Source organism: Planomonospora sp. ID67723, from assembly GCF_015711605.1.
Taxonomy (GTDB): Bacteria; Actinomycetota; Actinomycetes; order Streptosporangiales; family Streptosporangiaceae; genus Planomonospora_A.
The window spans coordinates 1,603,870-1,620,667 of sequence record NZ_JABTEZ010000001.1; the positions used below are offsets into that span (position 1 = coordinate 1,603,870).

At 65.5% G+C, this 16,798-nt stretch carries 21 protein-coding genes; 9 read left to right on the forward strand and 12 right to left on the reverse strand.

Annotation, left to right across the window (positions count from 1 at the left end):
- Positions 1 to 66: 66 nt before the first annotated feature.
- From HS041_RS07660 to HS041_RS07670, 3 genes are all read right to left on the reverse strand, one after another.
- A complete protein-coding gene (locus HS041_RS07660; protein ID WP_196439785.1) occupies positions 67 to 492 on the reverse strand; it encodes a plasmid replication, integration and excision activator in 426 nt (141 codons plus the stop codon).
- A 126-nt stretch (positions 493 to 618) separates the two neighbouring features.
- Positions 619 to 1,353, reverse strand: coding sequence for a GntR family transcriptional regulator (locus HS041_RS07665; protein WP_196439786.1), 735 nt, complete (start codon positions 1,351 to 1,353; stop codon positions 619 to 621).
- Between the two features lie 457 nt (positions 1,354 to 1,810).
- Positions 1,811 to 2,224 carry a hypothetical protein gene (locus HS041_RS07670; RefSeq protein WP_196439787.1) on the reverse strand — a complete coding sequence of 138 codons (414 nt, stop codon included), beginning with the start codon at positions 2,222 to 2,224 and terminating at the stop codon, positions 1,811 to 1,813.
- A 308-nt stretch (positions 2,225 to 2,532) separates the two neighbouring features.
- On the opposite strand from HS041_RS07670, the gene HS041_RS07675 reads away from it, so the two are divergent.
- On the forward strand, positions 2,533 to 3,747 hold the full coding sequence (locus tag HS041_RS07675; protein WP_196439788.1) for a helix-turn-helix domain-containing protein: 1,215 nt from the start codon (positions 2,533 to 2,535) through the stop codon (positions 3,745 to 3,747).
- A 42-nt stretch (positions 3,748 to 3,789) separates the two neighbouring features.
- Positions 3,790 to 4,263, forward strand: coding sequence for an NUDIX domain-containing protein (locus HS041_RS07680; RefSeq protein ID WP_230878461.1), 474 nt, complete (start codon positions 3,790 to 3,792; stop codon positions 4,261 to 4,263).
- 38 nt (positions 4,264 to 4,301) lie between these two features.
- Here HS041_RS07680 and HS041_RS07685 read toward each other — a convergent pair whose 3' ends face one another.
- The 3 genes from HS041_RS07685 to HS041_RS07695 form a co-directional block, all read right to left on the reverse strand.
- The gene (locus HS041_RS07685; protein ID WP_196439789.1) at positions 4,302 to 4,865 is read right to left on the reverse strand and encodes a DUF5313 family protein; all 564 of its coding nucleotides are present in this window, start codon (positions 4,863 to 4,865) and stop codon (positions 4,302 to 4,304) included.
- Positions 4,862 to 5,191, reverse strand: coding sequence for a PadR family transcriptional regulator (locus tag HS041_RS07690; protein WP_196439790.1), 330 nt, complete (start codon positions 5,189 to 5,191; stop codon positions 4,862 to 4,864). The genes HS041_RS07685 and HS041_RS07690 overlap by 4 nt, the downstream gene beginning before the upstream one ends.
- A gap of 535 nt (positions 5,192 to 5,726) precedes the next feature.
- Positions 5,727 to 6,371, reverse strand: a complete 645-nt coding sequence (locus HS041_RS07695) for a hypothetical protein (protein WP_196439791.1) — start codon at positions 6,369 to 6,371, stop codon at positions 5,727 to 5,729.
- 516 nt (positions 6,372 to 6,887) lie between these two features.
- On the opposite strand from HS041_RS07695, the gene HS041_RS07700 reads away from it, so the two are divergent.
- Positions 6,888 to 7,670, forward strand: a complete 783-nt coding sequence (locus HS041_RS07700; protein WP_196440820.1) for a transposase family protein — start codon at positions 6,888 to 6,890, stop codon at positions 7,668 to 7,670.
- A 46-nt stretch (positions 7,671 to 7,716) separates the two neighbouring features.
- Positions 7,717 to 8,199, forward strand: a complete 483-nt coding sequence (locus HS041_RS07705; RefSeq protein ID WP_196439792.1) for a hypothetical protein — start codon at positions 7,717 to 7,719, stop codon at positions 8,197 to 8,199.
- 124 nt (positions 8,200 to 8,323) lie between these two features.
- On the opposite strand, the gene HS041_RS07710 is transcribed toward HS041_RS07705, so the two are convergent.
- From HS041_RS07710 to HS041_RS07720, 3 genes are all read right to left on the reverse strand, one after another.
- The gene (locus HS041_RS07710; protein ID WP_196439793.1) at positions 8,324 to 8,791 is read right to left on the reverse strand and encodes a hypothetical protein; all 468 of its coding nucleotides are present in this window, start codon (positions 8,789 to 8,791) and stop codon (positions 8,324 to 8,326) included.
- Positions 8,792 to 8,954: 163 nt separating this feature from the next.
- On the reverse strand, positions 8,955 to 9,320 hold the full coding sequence (locus tag HS041_RS07715; protein WP_196439794.1) for a hypothetical protein: 366 nt from the start codon (positions 9,318 to 9,320) through the stop codon (positions 8,955 to 8,957).
- A gap of 291 nt (positions 9,321 to 9,611) precedes the next feature.
- Positions 9,612 to 9,986: a hypothetical protein gene (locus tag HS041_RS07720; protein WP_196439795.1), complete on the reverse strand. Its 375-nt coding sequence runs from the start codon at positions 9,984 to 9,986 to the stop codon at positions 9,612 to 9,614.
- A gap of 388 nt (positions 9,987 to 10,374) precedes the next feature.
- Here HS041_RS07720 and HS041_RS07725 point away from each other — a divergent pair, with 388 nt between their 5' ends.
- Positions 10,375 to 10,575, forward strand: coding sequence for a hypothetical protein (locus HS041_RS07725; RefSeq protein ID WP_230878463.1), 201 nt, complete (start codon positions 10,375 to 10,377; stop codon positions 10,573 to 10,575).
- Complete coding sequence (locus HS041_RS07730) at positions 10,566 to 10,988, forward strand: hypothetical protein (protein WP_196439796.1); 423 nt, start codon at positions 10,566 to 10,568, stop codon at positions 10,986 to 10,988. Before HS041_RS07725 ends, HS041_RS07730 begins: the two co-directional genes overlap by 10 nt.
- An 886-nt stretch (positions 10,989 to 11,874) precedes the next feature.
- Here the strand turns inward: HS041_RS07730 and HS041_RS07735 are convergent.
- On the reverse strand, positions 11,875 to 12,480 hold the full coding sequence (locus tag HS041_RS07735; protein ID WP_196439797.1) for a DUF6188 family protein: 606 nt from the start codon (positions 12,478 to 12,480) through the stop codon (positions 11,875 to 11,877).
- Positions 12,481 to 12,849: 369 nt separating this feature from the next.
- Here HS041_RS07735 and HS041_RS07740 point away from each other — a divergent pair, with 369 nt between their 5' ends.
- Positions 12,850 to 13,731, forward strand: coding sequence for a hypothetical protein (locus tag HS041_RS07740; protein ID WP_196439798.1), 882 nt, complete (start codon positions 12,850 to 12,852; stop codon positions 13,729 to 13,731).
- A gap of 303 nt (positions 13,732 to 14,034) precedes the next feature.
- On the opposite strand, the gene HS041_RS07745 is transcribed toward HS041_RS07740, so the two are convergent.
- The gene (locus HS041_RS07745; RefSeq protein ID WP_196439799.1) at positions 14,035 to 14,358 is read right to left on the reverse strand and encodes a hypothetical protein; all 324 of its coding nucleotides are present in this window, start codon (positions 14,356 to 14,358) and stop codon (positions 14,035 to 14,037) included.
- A gap of 175 nt (positions 14,359 to 14,533) precedes the next feature.
- Here HS041_RS07745 and HS041_RS07750 point away from each other — a divergent pair, with 175 nt between their 5' ends.
- A complete protein-coding gene (locus tag HS041_RS07750; RefSeq protein ID WP_196439800.1) occupies positions 14,534 to 14,983 on the forward strand; it encodes a WapI family immunity protein in 450 nt (149 codons plus the stop codon).
- Between the two features lie 294 nt (positions 14,984 to 15,277).
- The gene (locus tag HS041_RS07755; protein ID WP_230878464.1) at positions 15,278 to 15,490 is read left to right on the forward strand and encodes a DUF2283 domain-containing protein; all 213 of its coding nucleotides are present in this window, start codon (positions 15,278 to 15,280) and stop codon (positions 15,488 to 15,490) included.
- 655 nt (positions 15,491 to 16,145) lie between these two features.
- On the opposite strand, the gene HS041_RS07760 is transcribed toward HS041_RS07755, so the two are convergent.
- Entirely contained in the window at positions 16,146 to 16,553 is a 408-nt protein-coding gene (locus HS041_RS07760; RefSeq protein WP_196439801.1) for a DUF4189 domain-containing protein, read from the reverse strand.
- Positions 16,554 to 16,798: the final 245 nt, after the last annotated feature.

Here is a 16,798-nt window from a genome sequence, read left to right on the forward strand (position 1 = left end):
TGATTGGCATCTGGGGAGACGAGGGGCCGCCGGAAGGACCAGTTCCGGCGGCCCCGCTTTGTGTCGTCAGGCCGCGATGTCCTTGCCGCCCGGAGCGTGCTTGGCCGGGGCGGTTGAGCGGGGAGTCCGTATGGACGTGGCGCGGATGGAGTAGGCCAGGCGGCCGGTGTTCTGGTTGACGTAGGGGGTGACGGTCATGCCGTCGAACTCGACGGGGATGATCGGCAGGCCGGGCACCGGAGGCGGGGGAACCGGCTGAACCGGGGCGAGGAGCTTGACCGCGATGGTCTTCTGGCTGATCTTCACGGCGGGGTCGGCGTCCATGACGGCGACCTGCCAGACGAGTTCTCCGGTGGTCTTGTCCTTGGCGTAGACGGTCCGGCCGTTGGTCGAGGCGTCGAAGTCCTTGACCTGCTCGACCTCGCCGACGAGGTAGCAGCCGTGCGGGAAGACCTGGTCGAAGCTGACGGGGATGGGTCCTTGCAGGGCCATGAGGAATACTCCTAGCGTGACAGGAATCCTTTTCCATTCAACCTGACCTATCAGGTTGTCCCATAAAGGTAGGTTCGCCAACCTGTCATGTCAAGTTGGGATATAGAGGAAATTGATTAGGTGGGGTCAGGTCAGTGGATAGGCGTCACGCAGCTCATGGCGATCCCCGGGAAGGACCGCGTCAACGAGCTGGAGCGCTCTGCCGTCGGCGTCGTGTCCGGTCACCACGAGGTTGAGCACCGGCGCGCCGACGGGCATCTTCAACGCTTGCGCCTCGTCCGCCGTCGCCGAGCGGGAGAGGGTGCGTTCAACGGCGTAGTCCAGCCGGAGCCGCTTGCGGCCGTACAGATGGCGCCGGATTCCCTCGTCCATGGCTTCGGGTGAGGTCAGCTTGGTCCCCGAGACCAGGTCGATGGGGAACCACGCCGAGACCAGCTCTATGGGGCCGTCCTCGTCGCTGAGGACGTACTGCCGCAGGAATGCTTTGGATCCGGCGGGCAGGTCGAGCAGGGTGGTGACCCGGGCAGGGGCCACGATGATTCCGGCTTGCAGCAGTTCGGCCGAGGACTCCGCCTCGGCGAGGTCGAGAAGACGCTGACCGGGGTGCGCGCGCTCCAGGTTCAGGGCGGGGACCTTCCCGCGCACGAACGAACCGCGTCCGGTCTGGGATTCGATCAAGCCTTCCTGGCGGAGGAGCCGCAACGCCTCGATCACCGTGGGCCGCGAGACGTCGAACTCGGTGACGAGCTGACTTTGCGAGGGCAGCATCATCCCCGGTGGATAGGTCCCGTCCGCGATGCGCGATCGCAGGGCGTTCAGCACGCGCTCATACTTGAGGCCGTCCCCGCCTGGAGCTGCCATTACAACCGCCTCATCAGCCTTAACATGTTCTATCAGGTTGAGCGTAGCATCCAGTTCTTGATCTTCCACCCCCTGGCTCGGGCTTGAAGACCCGGCGAGCCTGGGTGTGGGAGGGCAGGCTCGCCGGGCCCCGAGGCGCAGTGGAGAAGGACACGCCCATGATCCGATAGGGGGTCAACCTCACCGCCGCACCTGCTTGGGCGGATCACCGGCAGGAAAGCCGGGACTCTGCTCCGTTGCTCTAGGGTTCCACCACCGGTCTTCGATTCGTTTCTCGGCCGCCAGATGGACGGCCAACTCCTCCAGCGTCAGGCCACCACGCACATTGGACAGGCCACGTTGGAGACTCTCCCGAGAGAGATCACTTCGACGTACCGCATACCACCCGCCCCCGAGACTCGCCGAGATCCTCCAATGCCTGCCGTAGATGACGTTCAGCTCATCGAGAGTCATGGGGTCACTCCGGATGCGCAGGCACGACGGGCCGCGGCCCGCGAAGGTCGACCGGTCGGCGGTCATCCGGGAGCGCGCGTTGGACCTCTTCGACCAGCTTCGACAGAGGGTGGCCGTTCCGCAGCTCCGCATAGCGGACGGCGACCCGGCGGGCCGTTGTCATCGGATCACTCACCGGGCTGTAGGCATAAAGGCGGCGTCCGCGCGCCGACGTGGTTCCCGACCACCAGTGGTAGGAGATTCCGTTGGTCCAGACGACCAGATCGATCCAGACCGAAACCAGTGCTATCCCGACGCCCTGGTGAATATCGGCGGGCATTTCCAACCGCTGCAGTTCCTCGGCGAGTCTCGCGGCGGCATACGCAGGACCATTGGCCACGGGTTCAGCCGATCGCCACCAAACAAGTGTGTCTGTCATGTCTCCCGCCGTCCGGTTCCGGCGCAGTCGAAGCAATCGCCCCGTGTTCTCAGGGCGCGCCGACCGTCGATGGCCTGCGCACCGTAGGCCGCGCTCACCTGCGTGTATCGCCACCCCTTGCCCCGGCAGGACGAGCAACGGCCCTCCCCGCCGGTCTGTTGTGAGCCCTTCGTATCCACTCCTTTTCCTCCGTCGCAATGGACGCTTACTCGGTCAGTCGAGACACTAGGAAGGGCAGGCCGCTCCGCCCCGGAAAAGAATTCCGGGGTCTCCGAGATATCCGTGCGAGGCTGACCAACATGCGAGGCATGACGGATCACCTGACCATCGGGGAACGCATAGCGTGGTACCGGCGACGACGCGGAATGTCACAAGAAGTCCTGGCCGGACTTGTCGGCCGCACGGTCGACTGGCTCAGCAAAATCGAAAACGACCGGATCGAGCTTGACCGCCTGTCGGTCATCAAATCCCTCGCGGTCGCCCTGGACGTCGCCCTCGGCGACCTCCTCGCCGAGCCGTCCCTGCTCGACTGGAGCCCCGACAGCGGAGACCGCACCGTCCCGGCACTGCGGGCGGCGATCACCGACTACCGCCAACTCGCCCCGCTCGCCGCCCTCGCCCAGGCCCACGAACCGCCCAGCCTCACCGAGCTGCGCAGCGAGATCGCCGACGTCTGGCACGCCTACCAGGCGTCCCGCTACGGACTGGTGGTCCGCCGCCTGCCGGCCCTTCTCGCCGAAGCCCACCACGCCGCCAACTCCCACGAAGGCGACCAACGCATCCAGACGCTCAGCCTGCTCGGCCAGACCTACCACGCCGCCGCCAGCATCCTCGTGAAGATCGGAGAGACCGACCTCGCGTGGATCGCCGCCGAACGCGGCCTGACCTACGCGCAGAACTCCGGCGATCAGATCGTGGTCGCCTCACTGCTGCGCTCGGTCACCCACGCCCTGCTCTCCAACGGCCGCTACGACGCCGCCTCCCAACTGACCGGCGACGCTGCCGGGCTTCTCCAGGCCGACCTGTCCCAGGCGAGCCCCGAACTCCTGTCAGTGCACGGCACGCTCTTGCTGGCCGGATCGATGGCCTCCGCCCGCGCCGACGACCGCGCCACCACCCGGGCCTTCCTGAACGAAGCCGCGGAGTCCGCCCGCCGTCTTGGAGGCGACGCCAACCACGTCTGGACCGCGTTCGGCCCCACCAACGTCGCCATCCACCAGGTGGCCACCGCCATCGAACTGGGAGACATCCAAGTCGCCATCGACCTCGGCCCCGGCCTCGACACCAGCGCCCTGCCGATCGAACGCCGCGCCCGCCACGGCATCGCCGTCGCCCAGGCCTTCAGCCTGTGGAACCGCACCGACGAGGCGCTGGAGGCGCTGCTTCAGGCCGAGCACCTGGCCCCCGAGCAGATCCGCCATCACTACCTCAGCCGCCAACTCGTCCTGAACTGGATCCGCCGCCAGAAGGGCAAACCCAGCCACCGGCTCACCGATCTGGCCCGCCGGCTACGCGTCACCTGAGCCGCCCTTCACACCGGGCGGACATCCCGTACCGTAGGGATCATGACCGGACAAGAGACCCCGCCCATGGCCACCCCCCGCGCCGCAGCCGGGGCCCTCTTCTTCGACGAGCACGGCCGTCTACTCCTGGTCCGCCCCCACTACAAGGACTACCGCGACGTCCCCGGCGGCTATATCGAACCCGGCGAGACCCCGTTCCAGGCGTGCGTACGCGAAGTCCACGAGGAACTCGGCATCCAACCGCCGATCGGTGACCTCCTGGTGGTCGACTGGGCACCCCACCCGCAGGAGGGCGACAAGGTCCTGTTCCTGTTCGACGGCGGAATCCTCAGCCCGAGCATGCGCGACAGCATCCGGCTCGGTGTCGACGAGTTGGCCGGCTACGACTTCCACCCCGTCGAGGAACTGCCCGGCCTCCTGATCGAACGACTCGCCACCCGCATCACGGCCGCCGTCACCGCCCGCAGCCTCGGCCGTCCGCTGTATCTGGAGCACGGCCAGCAGTTGCCGAACTAATCAACGCACTGCCTCTCCACATGAGGACGCGGGACGGGTCACTGTGACACACCCCCGTCAGCCTGTGAGGCGACGGGAGTGCCGTTAGGAGTGAAATAGTGCTTGGCCAGTAAGTCACGCCGGATCCGTCGGCGGCCGACAACGGCGTTCAGGCAGGCACCCAGGAGTACGCCGGCCTTGATCCACCAAGAGCCGGGTTCCCCCATCAACCCGAGGCTGTCCACCAGGGCGAACGGCAGGAAAATCAAAGTTGCCCACGCCGCCAGGAGACGCGTGAGGAAGAACCGGCCACGGACGTCATCGCGGACCCACCAGCGGTAGCGCAGGGGAAGCCGCTTACCGAACAGGCGGTAGCAGAGCCAGCGCCACAGGGGTGGGCGCTCGCGTAGCCGCCAGATCATGCCAGCGCGCAAGACGTCCAGCGTGGTGCGCAGGTTCGGTCGGACCCGGCCGGGCTCGGCGAGATCGAGAAGAGTGCTCAGGAACTCCTCGCCCCGCGTCTGCATGAAGCGCGGCGGATAGGCCACGCGCAGCAGCAGGCGGCAGCGATCCGCATATGCCTCGCTCAGGCTTTCCGGAGCGAGGCTGTCGTACCGGGTCATCGCGTTCCCCAGCCCGGTTGCAGAGACAGGCGGGTCCGGGCGGTAGTGGCTAGACGCGTCAGGCGATCGGTTTCCTCGGCCAGGACGGTACGGCCATGGCCGGTCAGGTCGTAGTAGCGGCGATGACGGCCGGTGACGACCTCTTCCTTGACCACCGACACCAGACCATCACTCGACAGGCGGTCGAGGGCACCGTACAAGGTTCCTGCGCCGAGCCGTACTCGTTGCTCCGACAGCTCCAGGACGGCTTTGATCACACCGTAGCCGTGGAGCGGACCGTCGGCCAGGGCCAACAGGATGAGGTAGCTCTGCTCGCGTAACGCCATATATATCGTTGAGCGTTGTATAGGTCAATGGTGATCGCGTAAAAGCCGCTCGGCCTCGCCGAGGAGCAGATCCCGAGCCCATCCAGGCCGCCCAGCCCTGGCCGTCTCTGCCAACCGCCGAACCGGCTCATGCAGACCGGTTCTGTCTTTGCTTTGCTCAGGAGCATCCCGTACCCGACAGGGTCGCGTTCCGAGTGAGTTGCCGAATTGTTCTTGTATGGATCAAGGCGGCGGCGCGGCGCGCCGCCGCACGGCCCAGCGTCGCGGACCCCGGCCGCGCATGCGGCCTGGGGGCCGGTCACGGCCGGGGCCGCACTCGGGCCGCCCGCCGACCGCCGGCCCCGCCGTACTCAACCGAACCGGCCACAGGTGGGCCACGCCGCCGCCCAGCTACAGCCCTCACGATCGCCTCATCGCAGCTGGTCACCGTTCATGGCTGGGGGCGATCGCCGATCCGGTGCTTCGTCCCTCAGCACCGGCTCACTGATCACCCTGACGACAGACATGCTCGACCTGAGCCATACCGGCAGCAGGATCACAACCCTCCAGGCACACGACCGGGTAAGCCCCCGTTGTCCCGACAGCGCCCATTGACGGTGTACGTACAACTACTGGTCGCATCACCGCATTTACCGTTCACGGTCCGTGTGCAGCGCGGCGGGCGCTTCGTGGGCGCGTTGTTCGGCCGGTCAGGCTCAAGAACGGCCTGATCGCCTGTCCCACCTTTTGCGCGTGCCCTGTGGTTGTCGACACCGGTGCGATAGAAGGATCCGCCGAAGGCTCTCCTGCCCACCGCAGGTACGTGATCATCGTAGGGGATGTGATACCAGGCGAAGCCGTTGTCCTCATCGTCGCATCTACTGTCGGGGACTCGGACCCGCGTCTTCTCCTTCACACACACCTCGAACCGGACATCATCGGAGAGGGCCGCCTCAGAGCCGGCCCCTCCGCGCCTTCGTGCGGGAGAGGTCATCATGTAGCCGGGATCCTCGAACGTCCCGCCTTCGGCTTTCCTGCCGGTGGCGGGGACTTTCTGCTCCCACGGTATGAAGTACCAGGTAAAGCCGGGTTCGGCGTCATCACACGGACGGTAGGCCATGCGGACCCGTGTGCGCTTTCTGACACAGATCACGATGGCCGAAGAGTCCTCTTCCAACTCCTCAAAATCATCTACGTCCATGTTGCTCTCCGGTTCCATGTCGGCGGTTTCCGGAGGTGAGGGCACTGAGCGATCAGAGGTACATCCGGCGATCAGCGCAACGGCCAGGAGGACAAGCAGCGACCGGAGAGCAGCAGGAGACAAATGTCCTCGAATCTCAGGGGAAGTTTCCATGCGATCAACGAGAGGGGCCAGTCGCCGGTTCCGGGACGATGGATGAAGTTGGCGTTCTCCTCTCGTGCCCGTTGCGTGCCCGTCAGAAGGGGGATCACGAGGGACTCATGGGGAACCAAGGGGAATCGAAGCACTCCCCCGCAGGTCAGTGCTTCCCCAGCTCAGGAGCCAAGATCGATAGAGACTTCCCAAGCTGACAGTGTCTCGACCAGGGAAACACCGAGTGAACCCATTTCATCCCTGAGGGCCGGGCCGCTGGTCACGGCATGATCGCGAGTTGACGGTTCGTCCTCGGAAGTAGAGAAGCTCCTGGTAGACGGGTTGATCACCACAACCAACGCCCGCTACAACCAGGAGCTTCGGGTGCTGTTCTACCGTGCTGCCGTCGATTTGTCGCGTTCAACGCTGAACTACGTCGCCGGGCTCATCCGCCGCCACCGCAAGGCCATCGGATCGATCTGGCGGCGACTCAACCCCGGCCAGCAGGCCCTGATGGTGCTGATCCACCTGCGCAAAGATGAGACGTTCGCCGAGATCAGCGCGGGATTCGGCGTGTCGGCGACGACGGCCTGGCGGTACGTGCAGGAGACCGTCATGCTGCTGTCAGCACGCTCGCCCAAGCTCACCCAGGCCTTACGCAAAGCCAAGCAGGACGGGCTGACCCACCTCATCTTGGACGGCACGCTCATCCACACCGACCGCGTGCGGGCCGACCGTCCCTACTTCTCCGGCAAGCATCGAATCCACGGCATGAACGTGCAGGTGATCGCGGGCCCGGACGGGACGATCCTGTGGACCTCCGGCGCGATGCCGGGCAGCATGCACGACCTGACCGCGGCCAGAGTATGGGGCATCCTGCGCGAACTGGAGAAGGCAGGGATCCTCACCTTGGCCGATAAGGGCTACCAGGGGGCCGAGGCCACCGTCGTCATCACCCCGTACAAAGGCCGCAACAAGCCGCAGTCCCAGAAGCAGGCCAACCGATCACACGCCAAGCTCCGCGGACCCGGCGAGCGCGCGAACGCGCAGCTCAAGTCATGGAGAATCCTCCGGAAGCTGCGCTGCAGCCCCAGCAAAGCCGGCCACCTCGTCAAGGCCATCGCCGTCCTACAGAACCACCGTGTTGCTCAGGGCGCCCGAGGATGAAATGCATTCAGTGAGCCGAGAGACACTCAGACGGCAGAATGGCCGGATGCAGCGATTCGATGCCGCAGGGGCCGGCCTCGTCCCCGGGCAAGCGGTGCAGGTCCAGGTGACCGGTCATGAGCCGTGGGGCGTCATGGCGCTGATCTCGGGTCATGAGGGCATCGGCGCCTCCATTGACGCCGCAATGATCGACAGTCCTTCAGGGAGTTCTCGCGCGCTCCCTCACGAATACCCCGGTGTCGGTTCCGAGGTGAATGCCGTCGTCCAGGAGGTCAGCCGGTACTCTCCACCCGTCTGGGTCCGCCTGACCATGCGCAGCGAGGACCTGGCATGTTTTCAACGGCGGTGCGACTTCTGCGGGACGCTCACCGTCTTGAGCCCAGGCGGCGACGGAGTGGTCATGGATGTTCGGAGCGCCGACGGCCCTGGCAGCACCGCCATCGTCTCCCACCGCGAATGCCTCGCCACACAGCTGCACCCTCACAGCCTCGAACCTTCTCGGGTCCGCTCAGTCGGCCGCAAACGGTAGGCCCCTCTCAAGATCCGGAGCATACGCGGAATGCTTCCGGCGCACCTGGCCGGAACATTCCGCCGATCTCCAGGTCAGAGCGCCGAGCAACCCATAAGAAGCCCTCCTCTTTTAATCCGTGGCGTTAGCACATGAACTCATAGCCTGTGCCGATGTCGATGTTGTACTCACTAACGCCGCCGATTTTGTTTCCCGATACCGACAGGAACACGGTGTCGTCGCCGAGCTTCTTGGTATAGCAGACGAAGTCGGACGGTTCTTCAGGGGTAACCAGCTGCCACCCGTCGTTTCTTGCCGCCGCCTCATAGAAGGACAGGTGGTCTTCTCGCGTCCCGACGAACCTGTATCGCTTGCCGGCGTAGGGAAACGGGTCATCCTGAAAGCAGTTGGCGTAGCTGTCTTGCTCGACAGCGCCGTCGGGGTGGACATCGAGGATCTTCTGAGCCGCCAGCGTCGGCAGCAGGTCTTCCTCGGCGGCCGTGCAGTGCGGCCCAGTGATGCTCCTCCAGGTCGCGTATGCGAGACCTCCCAGCAGGAGAGCTGCTACAGCCAGGACGGTGACGATCTCAACTGGGGTGGAGCGGGATTTCATGGCCGGAGCGTACCGGAGTCAATCAAGATCAGACTGTCCGCTGAGGCAGAGGCCGGCGTTGCAGTCCCCCTTGCAGTCCAGGACCGTTCGCAGCCGTTCAGGGTGGACCGCTCGCGGCCTCTGATCTGCAATGAACTATCCGGAACTGATCAAGTCCGAGCTTTTAATCCGCATGTTCTTCTTCGCCGTCAGGTGGAAGCACGCTGCAAGCGCTATTGATCTCTCCTGTTGCGATCATGTCCCGCACGGCGTCGATCATCGAGGCGAAGCCCGGCTCACGGATGACGATCAGATCGGAGCACCAGAAGTACCGGCCGCCGAGGTTCTCACCTGTACTCTTCCAGCGGTCCATGACTCTGCCGACGACATCAAGGGTCATGAAGGTGGCGTAACGACGAGTGCCATCCGGAAGGGTGATGGTCGCGTCGGCCTCCTCGGTGCTCTCGGGTTCCTGCCCCTCCCATCGAGGGATCAGCATCTCGAAGTCGGGCTCGCTGACCCGATAGAAAGGACCGTCGATCTCGATCATGCGGCTCACTCTGCCTACGGTGCCGAGGTACTGCAACAGAGGCACGCAACCGCCCGCATCCGTACCCGTCCAGCACTGTTCAGGGCCGAGCTGCGAGTCTCTGATCACGGCCCGATGGTCCTGACAAGGAAGTGGTCATTCCTTGATCACGTGCCAGATGCGTGCCAGAACAGGCGGGGAACCGCGTTCACTCACGGGGACTCACGGCCAATCGGCCAACTCTGACCTGCACCCCCGTTTCCCCAGCTCAGAGCAGCGGGATCAGCAGCCGATTCCCAAGCTGACAGCGCATTACGCCGGATAGTCCGTGTTCCACGGGTAGGCCAGGTGCTCAAGCGGCACACCCCATGCTTGAAGCAGCCCTATGAGTTCTGCCTCATCGTGAGCCAGTACCCGCTTGATCTCCCTGCTTCCCACGTCGTAGTCCCAGCCGTCAAGGTGCTCGGCGACGAACTCTCGATACGCAAGCCGGAAGGCGCGCCCCGCATCGCTTCGTGTCCATCCCTCCCGCTGAGCGGCAACATCGACCTCCATCAGGATCGGGCGAATCTCGACCCATGCCCGGCACTCCGGCCGGCTCGCCTCCACCTCGGCGACGAGGAACCGACCGAGCCGAAGCGCATTCAGCTTGTCCACGGGAAGCGCCTCGGCAGGCTCATCGGTCATCGAGCACTCTCCGGTCACACCGTCAACCCATCCCTGATACCGCCGGGCCAGCAGATGTCCTACCCATCTTCTGGGAGCCACCTTGGGAGCCACCAGAACGGACGACCACGAACCGAGCCGTACGGATCCGAACGGCCGGAGTCCCGACGAGCAGCACGGCGGACGGATCTGAACGATCCTGGACGTCGTTCGGAGACCTTGTAAACAGAAGGTCAGGGGTTCGATTCCCCTCGTCGGCTCGCAGGTGAAAGGCCCCTGAACAGGCGATACGCCATCAGGGGCCTTCTGTTTCCGGTGCTCAACCGGTGTCCTCGGAGACGAGGCCACCCGGCGGACCGCGCTGGAGCAGGCCGCCGCATTACTGCCGGACAGGGCCGCCGACGAGGACATGCTGTACCTGTCACTGGATCGCCACCCCCCGGCCCGCCGGCGCGGCAACTGCCTGGTGCGCTTCGGTGACCCCGGTACCGTCGAGGACCTGCGCTCCTCGCTGGCCGGAATGGATGGCACCTACAGCCGCGCCGAGTCCGCACTCCGCTGCGACCCGGGACATGCTCTGCTGGTTGGAGAGGAGCCGGAGTGCCGATGATCGGAGACGGTGGGTTGTCAGAGGCTCTCGCGCGGCTTGTACGGTCCTTCGCGGACGAGGAACTCTCCCTGAACCGGGAGAACCCAAACGCGGAGGCGCGAAGCAACCTGGTGGTGTTCGACTTCGACCCCGAAGATTTCGATGCGCTACTCGTCGGGCAAGCTCTCGATGCGGTCGGCGACCAACTCAACGAGCGGTTCGCCGACGTCCCAGGACCGGTGACGTTCTACGCCTGGTACGACGAACAGGCCGGCCAGTTGCGTTGCTCGGTGGCCTCTGCGGAGCCGGATGATCTGCCATTCGGAGGTCAGCCATGGCCTGTGAACACTCCCGCGCCCGTGCTGGCTCTGATGGCTGCGATGCGCAGCCCGGTGTGGTGCCTTGGGTTGACCTCGAAGATGTCCCTGCCGTAGAAACCGCTGATCCGAACGAGGAAGCCGAGTACCCGTTCCCGGTTTTCGCCGTGAGGGTCGCACGGTCCTGACAGGGCCACCGTAGCGTTGCCGAATTGTTCTTGTACGGATCAAACGGCGGCGCGCGCGCCGCCGTACCCGGCCGCCTGCCGCCTGCCGCCCGCCGCCCGGGCATGCGGCCTGGAGGCCGGTCCTGGCCGACGGCGCCCCGGGCCGTGACCGCACTCCGCATCCGCCGTACCGAACCAGCGCGCCGACGACCGGCCCGCCACCGAGTCCTCAGTAATTCTCCTGCGACTCCAACACCCCGTCCTCGGCCCAACGCCACAAACGCCTATGCTCTCTGGCCTTCTGTATCTCAGAAGCCACCACCGCATGCGCTATCCAGTCACCTAGCTCCGGCAGAGCAGTCTCTCGCAGTCCCCGCCGAACCTCAGCACGATCTACTGACCGAACCGGGTGAACGGTCACCGCGATCCCGTAGATGTTTGGGTGCATCCCGCCTGCACGCCCAGGGCGCCAAGAGGCCTCCAGCGTCCAGCGCAGCGGCATCTCACCCCAAAATTGCAGCTCACGAACATGCTTAAAGCTCTCACCGAGCCCTTCCACCAGATCTGACCTGGTCAGGGGCCATGAGGCGCCCCGCGCCAATCTGCGGTCACGAGCAGACACATCCACCCCGTATGACTCGTCTTCACTTAATCTCGTGATCGTAACCACCAGTTCCTCAGCGGAGGGTTCCCCAAAGCCTGGTTGCGCTCTTACGATCGCCCGAGGATGGCTGATCTCCGTACCGGGCCGGGGTGATCGACGGGTCGGTACCTCGTTCCTCAGCACCGGCCCACCGAAGATCGGGGTATCACAGTCTTCCGAACTGCTCCTCCGATCAGCGAAAAATCGAAAGCCCACCGCCCGGCAGGCAGACGAAGCGTAAATCGTCAGGACCGCAGGTGCTCCACGCCTCGTATTGAGGATCGGGTTCCACGTTCAGGTGCATCCCGGTGCCGAAGACCAACCGCAGCGCACCGGACTTGAAGGCAACCGACGACAGGAGTGTCGCGCCGAAGAGGGCCAGAGCCGGCGCCACCTCCTGACGCTCAGGGGCCAGCCGGACCGGCTCCGCATCAGGAGCACTCAGCGAGCCTCTGGTGAGCGTCGCCGTAGACTCGATGTCCACCTGGGCGTCACCGTCGAGGAGCAACGTCAACTGATGGCTCACCCGGACTTGGATCACCTGCATTCCCCTGTAGGGCAGCAGCCAACGGTCCTCCAGCTCAGCCAGCTCTGCCGGTGTGTCCATGGTGCCGTCTGATCGGATGACCGCTTCCCGGTGCAACGGGTCAGCAGCCGAATGATCCTTCCTGCGGTGGTTCACCGAGACCACCATCCGAAGCGTCTCGTCGCCATGCGGAAACACGTAGGCGAGGACTTTGTACTCCCGGCCGTCCTCGCCGATGACGCTCTCCCAGTCCTTGTCACCGTTCTCTTCCATCACAGCAAGCTCGTCGTAGCGTGCGACACGCCGCCACCGGTCCAGGTACTCCTCCGCGATCCCGTCGCGACCTTCTCGGTCAGCTTCACCGGATCATCCTGCCGCCCGTGCCATTGGCCAGGGTGACGAAGGGTCAGTCACGGTTGCTCACGACCGGCCGAACACCCACTCGCGGTCCGGGTACAGCCGGAGACCGGACCGATATGCAAGCAGGGCGTCAGGAGTCCTGTCCCTGGGTTCCAGCCCCTGTCTTATGGGCTCCAGGCCGTTTCGATCGGTGCTGGTCGGACGAAAGGGGCCAACCATGTCAACCAGATGTCATCACGCTCCGTCTCTCCTGTGTCCCCATCTGTCACAACAGGAGCCGTCTTGCGCATCCGATCGATTCTCTCGGCCGTCACGCTGGTCGGCGGCTTGGCCCTGTTGCACCAACCGGCGCACGCCATCACCGCGGGGGCGCGACAGGACGCCACCGTCATCACCGACATCGTCGAATACCAGTGCACGGCAACCGGCGCAGCCGAGAAACAGGATGTCAGAGTCAAGATCGAGATGAAGATGCCGATCGACGCCGAGGCCGGCAGGCAGATGAGCATCGGCTGGCGCGGAACCTACCTCGATGACGCCACCGCCTTGAGAGCACCCGCCACGGGACTGGCCGACGGCACCAAGCTGTACACCTACGCCTCCATCAGCGAACTCCCCGGACTGACCTCCGCCACCGGAGTGAGTGACCTCGCCACCCTCGGCCCCGGCCAGATCGTCCCCCTCCCGGCGGCCGCGGTCTTGTTGAAGACCACCCCCTCCAGGGCGGGCACCGCGACGGTACGGCCAGCCGCCCTCAATCTCGGTACCCGGCCCACCGAGCCGACGATCCAGTGCGAGGTACGCAACGCCGACGCCCTGACGACCTACCCCCTCACCATCGTCTCCGCGGACGGCCTGCCGACCGATCCCTCCCCGGTGACACCGCCCCCCACCGCCACGACGACCGCAAGCGCCCGGCCGACCCAGACCGTCACCGCCACCGTGACCGCCCAGCCGGTCCGACCCACTGCGGCAACGGAGACGGAAGCCCCACCGCAGCCGGGCGGCAAGGTGATGAAGACCCCGCTGGGAGGAGCCGCGACCGGAGGCGGCGGCGAGGCCGGCCCCGACGGACGAGTGCTCGTATCGGCCGGCTTCCTGCTCACCCTCACCGCCGCCACCGGACTGCTGCTGTGTCGCCGCCGTGTTGTTCTCAGGCGATAGGCCGTCCGGCGCTCGCCCTTCGACCGGCCACCACGGCGGACGTGGGGAGCCGCGCAACATGCGTGCAATGATCAAGGCCGTCGCCAACGCGAAGAGAAGCCCCGCCGCAGGTCAGAGACTACGATTCGCCTGCAACGGTCACGCCCTGTAAAACCGCCGGCGGTTCGACGTCGTGCCCGTCGCGTGCCCGATAGGGCGGGAAACCAAGGGGTGCAGCGGGGAGTCGCCGGGAACGCGATCAGTAGGCTGATCTGCATATTCGCAGGTTGCGCAAGATCGGCATGCGTCTTTGCAAACGAGACGTCAGGAGCCTGGGAACATTCGGCGTCGTTGCTGCCACCACGGCCATTCAGGTGAGGCGCGCGGGTTGGGCGAGGTTCGAGCGATGAAGCGTCCGTCGATGGAGAAGATCACGGTGTACAGGTGCGGTCTGGCCCAGTGCGGCAAGGCGGCGAGCGCCTGTTCGAGCCGCCGGCGGGGCTCGTCTCCGCAGCACTCAGGGCACATACGGGTCGGGGCGATCCGGTCGGCGGTGCCGGGGAGCACCGCTTGCATCCAGGCCAGCAATGCCGCAGCCACCTCACCCGGCCGCATGCGAGTGTGCTCCAGAGCGACCACCGCGGCCATGGCCCGGCGTCCAAGCCCGGGAACATGATGGATCGAAGCTCTGTGGGTTCGGCACGCCGATCCTCGCGTGCCGACCGCAGCAGGGCGCCTACGCGGCATGGCCCTTTCTGATCGACGTCATGGCTTCATGATCGCATGCTGAGAAGCCGCCCGCCCCCTTGGAGAAGATGGCCATATGGATCACGCGGAGATCATTATCGGCCGAGACCGGCAGTCCGATCATGTGCGGATCCAGGTTCTCGGTCGCATGCATCCTGGCCGCACCGACTTCTGGGACGGGAACTGGCTGACCGCACCCATCCACGTGCAGGTCGGCGGGTTCACCGCCAGGATCGCCGCAGGGCTTCGCGTCCAGGAGCTCCGTGACTTCCGGGCGGATGTGGAGCGCCTCTACGCGCAGGTCAGGGGAAGCGCCACCCTTTCCTCTATGGAGCACTGGATCGAGCTCACCGTCGAGTGTCATCCCACCGGCTCTCTGTCGATCTCCGGGACAGTAGCCGATGACCCGGGGAGGTGGAACACCCTTCACTTCGTGATCGAGGACTTGGATCAAACAGACCTTCCGCCCCTCGTGGACGCACTCGTCGCCGTAGAGGAGCGGTTCCCGGTCCTGGGGCGCGGATGAGTGCTTTCCGGGAGCCACCGTGGGGCCACCCGAGCGGACGATCACGAACTAGGCCGGACGAACCTGAACGACCGGAGTCCCGGTGAGTAGCACGGCGAACGGCTCTGAACGATCCTGGAGAGCGTCCGGGGACCTTGGAAACAGAAGCTCAGGGATTCGATGCCCCTCGTCGGCTCGCAGGAGAAAGGCCCCTGAACAGGCATCACGCCGTCAGGGGCCTTCTGTTTATCCGGACAATCTCGTGATCTCGCCAACAGCGGCAGATGCCGACCGCACCCGACCCGAGGAGGCTCGTTGACCCTGGGAGGGCATCCCGGCACATGGACCTATGATCCCGAAGCCGAAGCCGCATACGTCTACCTTCGTGGTCCGATTGCGCCAGGTGGCGTAGCGGAGACGATCGAAGTGGACGACGCCATGGTGAACCTTGATCTGGACGAGAACGGCCGGGTAGTCGGCATCGAGGTCATCGCCGCGTGGCCTGAGCCCACGAAGTCCGAAGCATGACCAAAGGCCTTCCTGGTGTGGGAGGGCCTTTGACGGGGCGAGGCTCACCACGCGGGAACGTCCTCCCTTGGTCCTGCCTTCCATGCGCTTGCCCTCGATCACGGCGGTTGTCCCCGTGATCCGGATCTGAGGCGCGTCCAGGCCGACGTCAGCCCGCCGCAGGGGAGCAGTTCCCCGCGACGGGCGCCCGTATGGGCCGCCGGCCGGGAGAACGCCGACAACCGGTGTTCGCTGGCCACGTCGAGGAACTTCCGAAGGCGGGCGGGAGTCCGCACGGGGCCGAGTTCGTCCGTCTCGACGCGGGGCGGCTTCGCCCGCGCCGCCGGATTGTCCGGAAGGCTCTCGCCGACGGTGACCGCGTCCCCGAGAGCCTTCCGGAGCACCGTGTGAACGTGCTTGACCGTGTTGGAGGAGAGGATGCCACCGTTCCCGTCTCCCGCCGGTCAGCAGCTCCCGCTAGAACGCGGTGAGGTCGCCGACCGCAGGGCCTGAAACCGTGGTCTGTCGATCCGGGGCGCGATACAGAGCCGGATCATCACCCGGTAGCCGTTGAGTGGACGCGGCTTGATCCCGGCTGCGTGCCCCTCGATCCACTCGACGACCGTGATCGTGTTCCGGTCGACGTACTCACCCCGTCAGGCGTTCACACATCGGGCTAGTTGTATCGTTTGGTGCACTGATAGGCGATCCAGCGGCCGCCGCCGGCGTTGGCAATAGCGTTCCTCTTCGCTCTGGCGGGTGTGCTCCCCCGGCCGCCCCAATAGACGTTTCTCCTGGAGTTGTAGGCGACAGCACCACAGCCGTTGGCGAAGGTGGTGAGGACTTTGCAGCTGGAGTGGCCGCACTCCCTCAGTGCCCGCCGCTTGGCGGTAGCCGCTGTTCCGTAGTCCCAAGACCTGCCGATGTCGCCGTCCCGCGACACGGCGATGGCGCCGTAATAGTAACGTGCTGCACTTTCCCCCGTCGTAGCGGCAGTAGCTGCTGCGGGGGATGCCGCAGCCAGCACCCCGCTCGCCATGAAGGCGCAAGCGGCGATGGCAGTGAGCTTCTTGCCTAACTGCATGGTGTTTCCCCTTCGTGTCGTCCGAGCGGACGGCAGCGTCGTGCTGGTGGGGAGAGTCTGCGGTGTGCCACTTGCAGACCACTTAAACCGATAAATGACCAAAGGGGGGAGTTCGGCCGTGGCCCATCAAGACGCCACCGCCGCCACCACGACCTGACCGGGCACGGACGGCAAGTCCTGGCAGAGGGGACCGTACGGCTCACCCGCCTGGCCGCCACCGCGCAGCGCCGCCCCCGCCTCCAGCC

Excerpts from the sequence above, each read along its gene's own strand:
- HS041_RS07735 (WP_196439797.1), bottom strand. The coding sequence starts at position 12,480 with ATGGAAGAGAACGGTGACAAGGACTGGGAGAGCGTCATCGGCGAGGAC.
- HS041_RS07695 (WP_196439791.1), bottom strand. The coding sequence starts at position 6,371 with ATGGACGTAGATGATTTTGAGGAGTTGGAAGAGGACTCTTCGGCCATC.
- HS041_RS07705 (WP_196439792.1), top strand. The coding sequence starts at position 7,717 with ATGCAGCGATTCGATGCCGCAGGGGCCGGCCTCGTCCCCGGGCAAGCG.
- HS041_RS07750 (WP_196439800.1), top strand. The coding sequence starts at position 14,534 with ATGGATCACGCGGAGATCATTATCGGCCGAGACCGGCAGTCCGATCAT.
- HS041_RS07685 (WP_196439789.1), bottom strand. The coding sequence starts at position 4,865 with ATGACCCGGTACGACAGCCTCGCTCCGGAAAGCCTGAGCGAGGCATAT.
- HS041_RS07660 (WP_196439785.1), bottom strand. The coding sequence starts at position 492 with ATGGCCCTGCAAGGACCCATCCCCGTCAGCTTCGACCAGGTCTTCCCG.
- HS041_RS07720 (WP_196439795.1), bottom strand. The coding sequence starts at position 9,986 with ATGACCGATGAGCCTGCCGAGGCGCTTCCCGTGGACAAGCTGAATGCG.
- HS041_RS07715 (WP_196439794.1), bottom strand. The coding sequence starts at position 9,320 with ATGATCGAGATCGACGGTCCTTTCTATCGGGTCAGCGAGCCCGACTTC.
- HS041_RS07675 (WP_196439788.1), top strand. The coding sequence starts at position 2,533 with ATGACGGATCACCTGACCATCGGGGAACGCATAGCGTGGTACCGGCGA.
- HS041_RS07725 (WP_230878463.1), top strand. The coding sequence starts at position 10,375 with ATGCTGTACCTGTCACTGGATCGCCACCCCCCGGCCCGCCGGCGCGGC.
- HS041_RS07680 (WP_230878461.1), top strand. The coding sequence starts at position 3,790 with ATGACCGGACAAGAGACCCCGCCCATGGCCACCCCCCGCGCCGCAGCC.
- HS041_RS07710 (WP_196439793.1), bottom strand. The coding sequence starts at position 8,791 with ATGAAATCCCGCTCCACCCCAGTTGAGATCGTCACCGTCCTGGCTGTA.
- HS041_RS07745 (WP_196439799.1), bottom strand. The coding sequence starts at position 14,358 with ATGGCCGCGGTGGTCGCTCTGGAGCACACTCGCATGCGGCCGGGTGAG.
- HS041_RS07690 (WP_196439790.1), bottom strand. The coding sequence starts at position 5,191 with ATGGCGTTACGCGAGCAGAGCTACCTCATCCTGTTGGCCCTGGCCGAC.
- HS041_RS07665 (WP_196439786.1), bottom strand. The coding sequence starts at position 1,353 with ATGGCAGCTCCAGGCGGGGACGGCCTCAAGTATGAGCGCGTGCTGAAC.
- HS041_RS07760 (WP_196439801.1), bottom strand. The coding sequence starts at position 16,553 with ATGCAGTTAGGCAAGAAGCTCACTGCCATCGCCGCTTGCGCCTTCATG.
- HS041_RS07670 (WP_196439787.1), bottom strand. The coding sequence starts at position 2,224 with ATGACAGACACACTTGTTTGGTGGCGATCGGCTGAACCCGTGGCCAAT.